The organism is Pseudomonas sp. EL_65y_Pfl1_R83, from assembly GCF_963970695.1.
In the GTDB taxonomy this organism is placed as follows: domain Bacteria; phylum Pseudomonadota; class Gammaproteobacteria; order Pseudomonadales; family Pseudomonadaceae; genus Aquipseudomonas; species Aquipseudomonas tritici.
Window position 1 is genome coordinate 135850 of the sequence record NZ_CAXAQI010000001.1, and the last position, 12098, is coordinate 147947.

Annotated in this window: 16 protein-coding genes; 8 read left to right on the top strand and 8 right to left on the bottom strand. The window is 59.6% G+C overall.

The annotated features are described in order from the left end of the window. Positions 1–102: 102 nt before the first annotated feature. The 3 genes from AACY08_RS00540 to AACY08_RS00550 all read left to right on the top strand — a co-directional run bounded on the left by AACY08_RS00540 (position 103) and on the right by AACY08_RS00550 (position 3202). Positions 103–1041 (top strand): AraC family transcriptional regulator, encoded by a 939-nt coding sequence (locus AACY08_RS00540; protein WP_339467312.1) that lies wholly within the window; start codon positions 103–105, stop codon positions 1039–1041. Between the two features lie 155 nt (positions 1042–1196). Further along, on the top strand, positions 1197–2159 hold the full coding sequence (locus tag AACY08_RS00545) for a nucleoside-specific channel-forming protein Tsx (RefSeq protein WP_339419812.1): 963 nt from the start codon (positions 1197–1199) through the stop codon (positions 2157–2159). Between the two features lie 14 nt (positions 2160–2173). Continuing rightward, positions 2174–3202 carry a purine-nucleoside phosphorylase gene (locus AACY08_RS00550; protein ID WP_339467313.1) on the top strand — a complete coding sequence of 343 codons (1029 nt, stop codon included), beginning with the start codon at positions 2174–2176 and terminating at the stop codon, positions 3200–3202. Between the two features lie 16 nt (positions 3203–3218). Here the strand turns inward: AACY08_RS00550 and AACY08_RS00555 are convergent, their stop codons facing one another. The 3 genes from AACY08_RS00555 to AACY08_RS00565 all read right to left on the bottom strand — a co-directional run bounded on the left by AACY08_RS00555 (position 3219) and on the right by AACY08_RS00565 (position 5236). Then, positions 3219–4178 carry a quinone oxidoreductase family protein gene (locus AACY08_RS00555; RefSeq protein WP_339467314.1) on the bottom strand — a complete coding sequence of 320 codons (960 nt, stop codon included), beginning with the start codon at positions 4176–4178 and terminating at the stop codon, positions 3219–3221. A gap of 30 nt (positions 4179–4208) precedes the next feature. Then, positions 4209–4382 (bottom strand): DUF1427 family protein, encoded by a 174-nt coding sequence (locus AACY08_RS00560; protein ID WP_339467315.1) that lies wholly within the window; start codon positions 4380–4382, stop codon positions 4209–4211. Between the two features lie 89 nt (positions 4383–4471). Then, positions 4472–5236: an AraC family transcriptional regulator gene (locus tag AACY08_RS00565; protein WP_339467317.1), complete on the bottom strand. Its 765-nt coding sequence runs from the start codon at positions 5234–5236 to the stop codon at positions 4472–4474. Positions 5237–5353: 117 nt separating this feature from the next. Between AACY08_RS00565 and AACY08_RS00570 the strand changes: the two genes are divergently transcribed. Together AACY08_RS00570 and AACY08_RS00575 are read left to right on the top strand one after the other, a co-directional pair. After that, on the top strand, positions 5354–5596 hold the full coding sequence (locus AACY08_RS00570) for a DUF6555 family protein (RefSeq protein WP_339419809.1): 243 nt from the start codon (positions 5354–5356) through the stop codon (positions 5594–5596). Between the two features lie 16 nt (positions 5597–5612). Continuing rightward, entirely contained in the window at positions 5613–5882 is a 270-nt protein-coding gene (locus tag AACY08_RS00575) for a hypothetical protein (protein ID WP_339467318.1), read from the top strand. A gap of 59 nt (positions 5883–5941) precedes the next feature. Here AACY08_RS00575 and AACY08_RS00580 read toward each other — a convergent pair whose 3' ends face one another. The 3 genes from AACY08_RS00580 to AACY08_RS00590 form a co-directional block, all read right to left on the bottom strand. Further along, complete coding sequence (locus AACY08_RS00580) at positions 5942–6112, bottom strand: metallothionein (RefSeq protein ID WP_339419807.1); 171 nt, start codon at positions 6110–6112, stop codon at positions 5942–5944. A gap of 89 nt (positions 6113–6201) precedes the next feature. Continuing rightward, positions 6202–6654, bottom strand: coding sequence for a DMT family transporter (locus tag AACY08_RS00585; protein ID WP_339436529.1), 453 nt, complete (start codon positions 6652–6654; stop codon positions 6202–6204). A gap of 4 nt (positions 6655–6658) precedes the next feature. Further along, on the bottom strand, positions 6659–7147 hold the full coding sequence (locus tag AACY08_RS00590; RefSeq protein WP_314567221.1) for a DMT family transporter: 489 nt from the start codon (positions 7145–7147) through the stop codon (positions 6659–6661). A 116-nt stretch (positions 7148–7263) separates the two neighbouring features. Between AACY08_RS00590 and AACY08_RS00595 the strand changes: the two genes are divergently transcribed. From AACY08_RS00595 to AACY08_RS00605, 3 genes are all read left to right on the top strand, one after another. Then, the gene (locus AACY08_RS00595; RefSeq protein WP_339467325.1) at positions 7264–8196 is read left to right on the top strand and encodes a LysR family transcriptional regulator; all 933 of its coding nucleotides are present in this window, start codon (positions 7264–7266) and stop codon (positions 8194–8196) included. A 140-nt stretch (positions 8197–8336) separates the two neighbouring features. Beyond that, positions 8337–8696 (top strand): type II toxin-antitoxin system Phd/YefM family antitoxin, encoded by a 360-nt coding sequence (locus AACY08_RS00600; protein ID WP_339467327.1) that lies wholly within the window; start codon positions 8337–8339, stop codon positions 8694–8696. Beyond that, complete coding sequence (locus AACY08_RS00605; RefSeq protein ID WP_339467328.1) at positions 8693–9070, top strand: type II toxin-antitoxin system VapC family toxin; 378 nt, start codon at positions 8693–8695, stop codon at positions 9068–9070. The genes AACY08_RS00600 and AACY08_RS00605 overlap by 4 nt, the downstream gene beginning before the upstream one ends. 27 nt (positions 9071–9097) lie before the next feature. On the opposite strand, the gene AACY08_RS00610 is transcribed toward AACY08_RS00605, so the two are convergent. Together AACY08_RS00610 and AACY08_RS00615 are read right to left on the bottom strand one after the other, a co-directional pair. Then, on the bottom strand, positions 9098–10417 hold the full coding sequence (locus AACY08_RS00610; protein WP_339467330.1) for an Nramp family divalent metal transporter: 1320 nt from the start codon (positions 10415–10417) through the stop codon (positions 9098–9100). A gap of 41 nt (positions 10418–10458) precedes the next feature. Then, positions 10459–12012: a DUF726 domain-containing protein gene (locus tag AACY08_RS00615; protein WP_339467332.1), complete on the bottom strand. Its 1554-nt coding sequence runs from the start codon at positions 12010–12012 to the stop codon at positions 10459–10461. Positions 12013–12098 lie beyond the last annotated feature (86 nt).

Genomic DNA, 12098 nt, shown 5'->3' on the forward strand with positions numbered 1-12098 from the left:
TCGAAGTTAAAAAAGTATCAGTGCCAAGCGAAACCGGGGGTAGCGCTCCCACGGCCGAGGCGCGTATTTTGGATCGATTCCAAGAATCATAAGAAGCCTCCCATGCCTGTCAGCCGCGCCAAGCTGTTCGAGCACCGCCCCGCCGAGCTGGAAGTGATCCTGCCCGAACCGAACCACTGCTTCCGTTGGTTCGAACACGACTACCCCTATGATTTGGCGCGCTGGAACCACCACCCCGAATTTGAAATCCACCTGATCCGCCAAGGCAGCGGCAAACTGGTCGCCGGCGACTACATCGGTGCGTTCGGTGCCGGGCACGTCGCCTTGATCGGCCCCGACCTGCCCCACGACTGGATCGGCGAACTGGCCCCTGGTGAGTACCTGACCGGCCGCGATGTGGTGCTGCAATTCGACGGCGCCGCCCTCCTCGCCCTGCGCAAGACCCTGCCTGAACTCGGCGACTTGCAGCCGTTGTTCGAGCACGCCCGACGCGGCCTCGAATTCACTGGCGAGACGGCGCTACAGGCCGCGCGTCTAATGGAAGACATCGGGCGCGCCCATGGCCTGCAACGGTTGGTCCTATTCCTGCAACTGCTCGACAGCCTGAAGAACGCCCCGACGCCGCAGGTCAAGGCGCTGGCCAGCCCCTGCTACGCGCCTACCCTGGACGCCCGCAGCGCCGAACGCATCAACAAGGCATTCGACTATCTGATGCGCGAGCTGACCGGCGATGTGCGTCTTTCGGTGATCGCGCAGCAACTGGAAATGAGCGAACCAGGCTTTTCGCGCTTCTTCAAGCGCAACACCGGCCATGGTTTTATCGACTTGATGCGCAAGTTTCGCGTGCAGCGCGCCTGCCGCTTGTTGCTGCAAAGCGATATGTCGGTGGCGGACATCTGTTTTGAAGTGGGCTACGCCAACCTGTCCAACTTCAACCGGCACTTTCGTATCGAGATGGACCAGACGCCGAGTGACTATCGAAGGGAAACCGCGATGCATTTGTTTAACCGAATCGAAAAAATGACACCCCGTCAATTCTGACCAAAAGGTTGACTAATCCCGGTTTTTTTCAGGCTGATCAATTGATTGAGCAAAGTTGGTACAGCCTGTGCAAACGTTTGCGGAACGAACTTGCCAGCCAAGTTCTTCCTCACCCGAGGAATCGGGTTCAAACCGCGTACGAATAGGGATTTTCAATGCAACCCACCTCAAGGCGTCCTGCTCCCTTTGGTGTTTCCTTGCTACTGGCCGCCGTTACGGGAGTACTCAGCGTGCCCATTTTGGCGCAGGAAAAACCCATGGATGACTCAGCACAGGGCGAAACCCTTAGCCCAAAAACCAAGATCCCTGAAGCCAGCCCGGCAAAAAATAGCCCGTACCTGTCGGACTGGTTCAACCAGGACCTGACATTGATCGGCAGCAAAGACATCAGCTTCGGCCCCAAGCCACAGGATGATGTCTACCTGGAATACGAGTATTTCGGCCGCAAAGGGCCATTCGAGCTGTACGGATACATCGATGTGCCGAAGATCCTCACCATCGGTAACAGCAATGACAAGGGCGTGTGGGACCACGGCTCGCCGGTATTCATGGAGCACGAGCCGCGTATTTCCATCGACTACCTGGCAGGCCGCAGCCTGGCCATCGGGCCGTTCAAGGAATGGTACGTGGCGTTTGACTGGATCTACGATCACGGCAGCCGCAAGGAAAACCGCGCCAACACACTGTACAGCGGCCTGGGCACTGACATCGACACCCACTCGCGAGTGAACCTGTCGGCTAACTTCTACGGGCGTTACCAGTGGGAAAACTACGGTGCCAGCAATGAATACTCATGGGACGGTTACCGCGCGCAAATGAAGTACATCGTGCCCATCAGCAAGTTCGACAACGGTGCTTCACTGACCTATATCGGCTTCACCAACTACGATTTCGGCTCAGACCTGCACAAGGACAACCCGGCGCGCACCGCCAATTCCCTGGTGGCCACCAACGTGCTGCTGTATTCGTTCACCCACCTGCGTTTCACCTTGGTCGGCCGCTACTTTCACAACGGCGGCAACTGGGAAGACGGCAGTGAGTTGAATTTCGGCGAGGGCAACTTCCGCGCCCGCTCCGACGGCTGGGGCTATTACGCCGGCGTCGGCTACCAATTCTGATAAAGGAGCATTAGATGAATACGCTGACTCGCTTTTCAATCGCCGCGGGCCTGGCCGTACTGCCTCACGTGGCAATGGCTGACACGCCGACGCCGATCAAACCCAAAGTGATGCTGATCACCATGTTCGCCCCCGAGGCACAAACCTGGATCGATCGCCTGGAACTCAAGCAGGAAGTGCGCGTACCGGGGCTGTCCGCCGAATACCCGGTGATCCGCTGCAACACCCAGGACGTGTGCCTGCTGGTCACCGGCATGGGTCAGACCAATGCCGCCGCGTCCACGCTGGCCCTGGCCTTGTCACCCAAGTTCGACCTGCGCCAGAGCTACTTCCTGATCGCCGGGATCGCCGGCATCAGCCCCAAACATGGCACCATCGGCACCACCGCCTGGGCACACTACCTGGTGGAGTTCGGCACCCAGTGGGAGCTGGATTCGCGGGATGCGCCCAAGGATTGGCCGACCGGCTACATTGGCATCAACACCAAGGGCCCCAACGAGAAACCACCGCTGGACTATAAGACCGAAGTGTTCGAGCTGAACCCCAAGTTGCAGGCCAAGGCATATGCCTTGTCGCAAAAAGTTGAACTGACCGAAAGCAAGGCGTCCAGCGCCTGGCGCAAACACTACCCTGCCGCCCCGGCCAACCAGCCACCACAGGTCACCCGCTGCGACACCTTGGCGGGCAACACGTGGTTTTCCGGCACGCGCCTGAGCGAACGCGCGGAAGTCTGGACCCAGTTGCTGACGGACAACAAAGGCGAGTACTGCACCACCCAGCAGGAAGACAACTCCACCTATGAAGCGCTGTTACGTGCAAGCCGTGAGGGCTTGGTGGATATCCAGCGCTTGGCGGTTGTGCGTGCAGGTTCGGACTTCGACCGCCCCTATCCTGGCTACAGCGAAGTGGACAACCTGCTCAAATACGCGGATCAGGGCGGGTTCGTGCCAGCGCTGGAGAACCTGTATCGCACGGGCAACCCGCTGGTACAGGCGATCCTCAAGAACTGGTCAGCCTGGGAAAAAGGTGTTCCCGAAGCCTAGTGAAGATCAAACCGTGTCAGGGCAGGAAGATGATTTTGTCCGCACTGCCTTGGTTAACGTGCTCATAGCACTGCAACCCATCAGCCAGCGCCACTTCACGCAGGCCGGTGGGCAGTGGCAGCAAGCCTTCATCAAAAAAGCTCCCGAACTGCCTCAGCATCACCGCGCACTGCTCGCAGTTGTAGAGCAACGAATTGATCCCCACCACCGAGCCGCCCTTGCGGTACAGGGCCAGGGCCGGCAGTTGTACATGGCCGTCCACCGGTGCCGCGATGATCGCGATGCGACCGAACGGCGCCAGGCCTGCCACGGCTGCCGGTAGCCAGAAACCGGTGGTGTCGAAGATCACATCGGCGCCACCCTTGAACACCGCATTGACCTGTGCACCCAATTCCTCCGGTTTACCCAGGGCAATCGCCTCAAAGCCCTGCGTCTGCAACACGTCGGCCTGCTCCGGCCGACGCACAGCGGCCAGTACCTGGGCGCCACGCACGTTCGCCAGGGCCAGGGTCGCGCTGCCCACGGCGCCATTGGCGCCGATGACCAGCAAGCGCGTGCCCTTGGTCACACCGCTGCGCTCCAGAGCGTCCCAGGCGGTGGTGTACGGCACGCCAAGACTGGCAGCCTGGGCGAAGCTCAAATGACCAGGCTTTTGCGCCACGCCCTTGGCCGACACGGTGAGGTATTGAGCGTGGGAACCGTCAGCAAAAAAACCGAGGTCGCGGCCGGTGCCCCAGACTTCCTGGCCGAGCAGTTCCTGCGGGCCTTGCACCACAACACCGGCGAAGTCGCGGCCGGGAATGCGCGGCAGCGTGGTGTAGGGGAAGCGACCAAGCACATTTTTGACGTCACTGGGGTTGAGGCCCGCGGCCTTGATCTGTACCAACACCTCACTGGCAGCCGGCACCGGGGTGGCAACGTCGACAAAGCTGAGGGCGGCGAGGTCGCCGGTGGCGGAAAATTGCAGTGCTTTCATAGCCGATATCCATCGAAGTGAAAAAACAGATCAAGACAACCAAGCGCCCATCATCTGCCGGCCCATGGGCCAGAGCTTTTCGCCGAGCAGCATGCCCATCAGGCCCACCAGGGCAATGGCCGGCGGCGCGGGCGAGCGGAAATCCAGGGCGCCATAGATCATGCCGACAAACAGGCCGATGGCGAGGGAAATCAGGTAGTTCATGGGGACGGCGCCTTATGGGTGGATGCGCTCAGTGTAGGGAGCACATTCCTGAAGCATCGGCCAAGTGCTTCAGGATTTCGGCCAAACCTTCAGCCGACGTATTGCGAGGGTGCCACGCCAAGTTCGCGACGGAACATGTCGCTGAAACTGCTGGGCGAATAGCCAAGGGAGCGTGCGATAGCACTGACGGGCTGCCCCTGGATCAGCTCCGCCACCGCCGTAGCCAACTGCACCTGACGCCGCCATTCGGCGAAGCCCATGCCCAGGTGGTTCTGGAACAGGCGTGACAAGGTGCGCACGCTGGCTCCGGCCGTTTGCGCATGCTGCTCGAAAGGAGTCTCCAGGGAGGGCGCGGCCATGACCGCCTGGCAGGCGTTGATCAGCCGACGGTCTGCCGCCACCGGCATGGCGATGCGGATCTGCGAGCATCGCGCCCGTTGCAGTTCCAGCAAGGCCAGGCTGACCACGGCGTCGTAATACGCCGCATCGCCGCTATCGCCCTCCTCCACCAGCGTGACGATCAACTCACGCAGCAACCCACCGACTTCGATCACCTGCACCTGGCTGTCCAGCGTGGCTGCTAGCGCCGGTCGCAGGTAGATATTGCGCATCTGCAAATCCGAGACCACACGAATCCTATGCTCCACCCCGGGTGGCAGCCATACGGCACGCTGCGGCGGCACTACCAGGGCTTCGCGTGGCGTCTCGACCCACATCACGCCGCTCATGGCGTAGAGCAATTGGCCCCAATCGTGGCGATGGGGTTCAACATACAACCCACGCGGATAGGTACGCGCCAGGGGCTGCACGGGGACGGCGTGATCACTGAGGTCGGGAGGCGCGGCCAGGGCCATGGGGGTGCACATCTATCAAGGGTGAGCCACCATGGTAAAGACCACCGCTCGACAATCCGAATGAATTTTTTCGGCCAGCAGAGATCACTTGGTTATACATGGAGGGTTAATAAGCCAATGAATAATGCAAAATTGTTTGTGATCGACTACATCCTGCACGGTGAACCCAAGTCCTTCATCATCCGCCTGGAAAAGCTCGATATCCTGGAGGCCTGGCACTGGGCAAGTTGTGACGCAGGCATCGGCCGTATCGGCCGTTTCGCGCGCGAGCACGTCAAGAAGACCAGCCAGGAGCAGGCCGAGAAGTACGGCATCACTCATGTGCAATGGCGGCGCTCGGACGCGCGCGCCCAGGCTTGATCAGGGAGGGACAACCATGGTTTTACCTGTACAGGTTCGTGGCAAAGCGCGCATTGACTACACCCAGGACACCTTATTCGGGCCGATGGCCAAGCATGTCGAGTGCCAAGTGAGCCTGCAGCAGCCCGGCTGGACGGTGCTGAAAGTATTCCAGCCGCTGCCGGCTGACTTGCACTCCGCGCAGACGGTGGTTTTTGCGTTGGAGGGGCGACGTACAAGCGGTGTGGTCAAAGGTAGGCAGCGCCTGTCCGACCATAGCCTCAGGCTTGAACTGGAAACCCACTAGCAGCAACAAAGCAGATCACTGTGGGAGCGGGCTTGCCTGCTCCCACAGTGTAACGGTGCTCAGCCATGCGTCGATTTGGCGCACTCACAGCCCGTAGCAGACGCACACGGTTCACCGTGCGCATGGTGCTCGGCACATCCCTGGCAGCAATAGCCCTTACCGTCTTTCATTACCGCGTCAACGCCCAATACGCACTTGCAGTGCGGGCAGGCACAGGTCTTATCTGGCATGGTCAGACTCCTTTTTCATGGTCGTCGCGGTGTGGCGACTGCCAGCACCTTAAGCAGTGACTGCCATTCGCCGGCGATGGTTCAAACCATCAGTCGGTGCGGGTATTGCTGCGGTACATGAACACCAGGGCCAGCGCCAGGCAGGCCATCGCCACAATCCGGCTGCCCGATAACTCGATGGCCGGGTTGCCCAGCCAGCCGAAGTTATCGATGAGCATACCCATGCCCAATTGCCCAAGGATCACCGCCACCGTCGCGACGGCCGTTCCGACGATGGGCACTGCGCCGACCATCACCATCATGTACACCACGCCGAACAACGCGCCGGTCAATTGCCATTTCGGCACGTCCAGCAAGCTCAAGGCCTGGGCCGGTTCGAAGAAGAAAATCAACAGCGCGGTCGTCAGGGCCCCCACTGCAAAGGTCAGCAAGCTACTGCGCAACACGCCCACCGCCTGGCCAAGGCGCCCGTTGATGGCAGCCTGCACACTCAACACCGCTCCAGCGGCAATCACTAGCACCAATAACAAAATCAGGTTCATCGTCTTACCCTCGCGCAATCAGAACAAGTGCCGCCACAATCAACGCCAGCGCTATCCAGCGCTCGCCATTGACGCGTTTGCGCGCTGTGCCGAACCAGCCGAAATGGTCGATTAGCACACTCTTGCCCACTTGCCCGGACAGAATCGCGATCATGGTCATGGCGATACCAATGTGCGGCGTAGCCAGGGTGAGTACGACGACGTACATAGGCCCCAAGAAGCCTCCGATCAACTGCCAGCGTGGCAAGTCGGTCAGCGCCGGCCCCTTTTGCGGGCCACTGAACAGCAGCAGCAAAAACAGAATCGCCGAACCCACACCAAAGATGCTCAACGTTGCCCACAAATGGCCCACCTGCACACCCAGTGGACCGAGCAAACCTGCCTCTACCGACAGGCCCATGCCCGCCAGGATCACCAGGGGCAACAACAGCAACCGTAGAAGGTTTTTTTTCGGCGTGGCCTGCGCCACACCCTCGATAGAACTTGCCTGCATACATCACCTGCGCTTCAGAAGGGAAACATGGCGCGCATTATCCAGTGGCCGTCCTGTGCGATAAATGGGAGCATGCCAACAACACCTTTGCGCAAAACGCACAACCTGGAGGCAGGATGCACGGTTTGAATGAACTGAGTTTCAAGGCGCTGCGCCTCTTCGTCGCGGTACTGGACCTCGGCAGCTTTTCCGAAGTGGCGCGGCGTGAGGGCCTGGCGCCTTCGTCTATTTCCCGGCAAATACAGCTGATGGAACAGGCGTTGGGGCAGCAGTTGCTGTACCGCCACACCCGGGCGGTCAGCCCTACCGAAGCCGGACGACTGCTCGGACGGCATGCACGCCTGGTGCTGGAGCAGTTGGAAGCTGCAAGCCAAGCCCTGCAAGAGCAGGAAAGCGAACCCAGCGGCCTGGTGCGCATCAATGCGCCCATGGTATTCGGCCAGCGTCACCTGTCACCGTGGCTGGGCGAGTTATGCCGGCGCTATCCGAAACTGCAACTGGATATCCAGCAAACCGATACGTTCGTCGACCCGCTGCAAGACGGCACTGACCTGCTGTTCCGCATTGGTGTGCTCAACGACTCCAGCATGCAGGCGCGCATCTTCGCGCCCCAACGCTTTCGCATCGCCGCAAGCCCGGCCTACCTGGCCAGGCACGGAACGCCCCAACATCCCGACGAACTGATCAACCACCAGTGCCTGGCCTACAAAGGCATCACCGGACAACAACGCTGGTTCTTCCGCCGGGGCCAGGGCGACTGGACGCCTTATAGCGTCAAGGGCCCGATCACCGGCAACCACGCCGATACCCTGACCCACGCTGCCGAACAAGGTCTCGGGCTGGTGGTGTTTCCTTCCTGGTTGATCGGCGAAGGCCTGCGTGCCGGCACCTTGCAGACGGTGCTCACGGAATACGAAGTGGCTACCACCTTGGAACCGCAGCAGATCGCGGCAGTATGGCCAGGGAGCCGGCGCATTTCACTGAAGGTGCGCACAGTGATTGATTACTTCGTGGAGTGTTTTGGGGTAGTGCCATATTGGGATCGGTGAGCGATACAGCGCGTGAGGAGCGTACCTACGCAGAAAGTTTTCTTACTGGAAAAAGTAGGTCCGTTCTGATTTTTCGGGCCAGCATTTCTCTGCTCGACGCGCTGCGGCAGACTTCGCTGACATCTTTTTGGAGAACTGCCATGGACGTCATATACAACAAAAAATCGCGCTCTGAGCGGGTCGCTTCAGCCAATGGTAGGGCGGTCTTTGATAGCGAACCTAGTGTTGGCTATATTTGGCCAAAATATGGGGATAACCACATGATTATTGTTCCTTTGGGCGAAGCGAAAAATAATCTGTCAAAACTGGTTGATCAGGCCGCTGCTGGCAAAGTCATCACGATTGCTAAGCATGGACGTGCGATGGCCCAACTTGTCCCCGTGGGCAACGCCAAAGGCCGGAGAATTGGGGCCATGAAAGGCAAACTCGTCATACCCAAAGACTTCGACGCACCGTTACCTGACGATCTACTGGATGCTTTCGAAGGCAACCAAGCATGAGAGTGCTGCTCGATACCCATATCCTGCTTTGGACACTGACAGATGCTCCCAAGCTATCGAGCAAAGCCAAAAAGCTGATTGAGGATGCTGCAGATATTTACATCAGCGCTGCAACATTCTGGGAGATGGCAGTCAAGGTCGGGTTAGGGAAACTCACTGTCGATCTGGAGGAAATCCGTTGGTACTGCCAGGAAAGCGGGTTCGTCGAACTGCCCATCACTTCAGAACATGCCATTGCGGTGAAGGATCTCGAGCACGATCACAAGGACCCCTTTGATCGGCTCATCGTTGCGACGGCCGTGAGCGAACCGATGACGTTATTGACGGCCGACCCGCAGGTCGCCCAGTACACGTCCTTGGCGATCCTGGTGTAGAAACTCGCAATGGCTGCACAGCGCCAATCAAAACACCCACTGCGCAATCAACCACGCATTCGCCCCACTGATCACCGCAAACAGGAACCACGCCAGCAACCGCGTCGGCAGCCGATTCACGAACGGCCCCATCAGTTGCTTATCGCCGGTCATGCGAATCAGCGGATACAGCGCAAACGGCAGTTGCAGGCTGAGTACCACTTGGCTGAGGATCAATAGCTTGCCGATGGCATCGTCGCCCATCAGCCATACCCCGAGAAACGCCGGGATCAGCGCCAGCCCACGAGTGATCAGGCGCCGCTGCCAGCAAGGAATGCGCAGGTTGAGGTAGCCCTCCATGATCACCTGCCCGGCAATGGTGCCGGTAAACGTAGAGCTTTGACCGGAAGCCAGCAGGGCCACACCAAACAGGATGCTCGCAAACGCGCCACCGACCAGCGGGTCAAGCAGGTGGTAGGCGTCCTGGATCTCGACTACGTCGGTGTGGCCGGTCTTGTGGAAGGCGGCAGCGGCGAGTACCAGGATCGCAGCGTTGACCAGCAGGGCCAGGGCCAGCGAACCGATGGTGTCGATGCGTGCCAGCTTGACCGCATCCTGTTTGCTGGCGAGGTCCTTGCCGATCATGCGGGTTTGCACGATCGAGCTATGCAGGTAAAGGTTATGCGGCATCACCGTGGCACCGAGAATACCAATCGCCAGGTACAACGGCGCGGCATCGCTGATGGCCGACAGTGAAGGCGTAAAACCACTGAACACGTCCGGCCAGTAGGGCTTGATCAGTACCAGTTCAATAAAGAAACACACGCCAATGGTCGCCACCAACGCCAGCATGATCGCTTCCAAGCGGCGGAAACCCCGGTTTTGCAGGGCCAGGATTAACAATGTGTCAAAAGCGGTGATCACAATGCCAGTGGTCAGCGACACGCCAAGCAGCAGGTGAAACGCCAAGGCGCAGCCCAGCACTTCGGCCAGGTCGGTGGCGATGATGGAGATTTCTGCCAACACCCACTGGGTGCGGGCGGATCGCTTGCTATAGCGTTCACGGCACAGTTGCGCGAGGTCCTTGCCGGTGGCTATGCCCAAGCGCGAGCACAGGCATTGCACCGCCATCCCTGCCAGGCTGGCCAGCAGCACGACGAAGAGCAGGTTGTAACCGTAACGCGAGCCGGCCTCGATGGCCGTGGCCCAGTTGCCTGGGTCCATGTAGCCGATAGAGATCAGCAGGCCTGGGCCGGCGAACATCAGCACGCGCTTGAAGAACGAAGCCTTGGGATCAACGGCGACGGAGCCGGCCACTTCCGGCGGGCAAAACGGGGCGGTAGCGATTTTTGGCAGGCTGAATTTCACGCGGTATCCCAGGCAAACATACTCGATATAGGCGCAGCTTATCAGTCAGACGCAACCGTGCGCATCACCGTCTCCCGCGGCAGATCGAACGCTTCGACAACGTGCACCACCAGGTCCATCTCCTGGCTCATTGCTTCACGCTCCATGCGCTGGCGGATCAAACCAATCACCAGCACCGCCAGGGTGGTGATCGAATACGCAGGGCCGGAAAACGCGCGGACACCGCTCACCAGCAGCATCGCCGCTGCCACAGCCTGGCCCACCACCGGAATCGCCGTGGCTGCACCACGGCGCAGGATAAACCCGGTCAGCCCGGCCAACGCCGTACCACTCAACGCCGTGGTGGCTGATCGGCCAACATCGAAACGGCTGAACAGCCCCTGCTCCTTTTGCGCGGCCGCCTTGAGCTCCGCGTCGAACACCTGCCGGTCAGCGTTACTGAGTTTGTCTTTATATTGTTCGATGAGTTTTTCCGCAACCTGGGCTTCCAGGTCTGCCAATTCGACGGTATCGAGAGGTCCGTCAAACTTGATCCCCAACCGCTGCACCACATCTTCGGCGACCTGGCGGTAACTCACGCCATGGCCGCGGGCCAGGTTCATAAAGGTATCGCCGCCCATGCGTTGCAACTCGATGGCCAATTTGAGTGGCTCGCGCACGGTGGCGTCGATTGAAGCGCTGCGCTTTTGCGCCATCAATTCAGCAAGGAACTTCAATTCTTCCGGCCGTGCCTGCACCAACGCCGGGAACAGTTCTGCGTCCTCTTCGGCAAAACGTACCTCAGTGCTGCGTTGATCGGAACGGATCATGCCGCGTCGCTCGTGCAACAGGTCGGTGTACTGCACTACCGTCCGCAACTGCGGCCAATAGGCGGCGTGGTCGAAAGTTGCCAGGTGCACATTGGTAACCTTGGCCTTGAGCGCTGGCGTCACCGGGATCGCATGGCGGCCGATGCAACGTTCGGTATCCGGTTTCATCGCCAGGGCCCAGTCTTTGCTGGAGTGGCAGTTGATTACGCGCCCCTTGAGGGGTGCCGAGACTTCATCCCACGGGCTCGATGTGCAGATCGCGCCGCCCATCAACAACAGGTTGTCCAATGGCAGTTCGCGGGCAGTTTCAGGGCTGGCTAACAGGCTCTTGACCAGAATGCGCGCGCCCAGGGAATGGCCGATCAGGTTTATACGCCGTATTTCAAGGGATTCACCGTGCAAGTAGCTGGCGAGTTCCGGCAACAGGCTCCTGGCGACTTCGTCCACCCGGGCCTCGACGCTTTTGTAGTGATCGAGGAAATAAGCAATCGCCTTGCCCACCCCCACAGTCGCCGCGCCCAGGTTGACGCCACTGAGCATCGCGCCCAGTACATCCTTGAAGGGAGCAAACAGGTTTTCCAGGAAATGCCCTGCCGGCCAGAACAGCATCAGGTTGGTCGAGCCTTCGATACCCGCCAACTGCGCCTGGAAGCTGCCCAATTGTTGCCGATTGAAGAACGCCGAATAACCGTGAACGTAGAGATTGAGCACATCGCCCTGAGGCTCGCCACACAGTACGAACGTGGGTTTGCGGGTGCGGTGCATTTCATCCCACTGGTGCTGCATGGGGCGGTGACTCCTAGTGAAAAGGGATGGCGATAGTAACAAAGGGTGAGGCTCAATGCCGTTGCACGCGCTGCAAAAACACAATT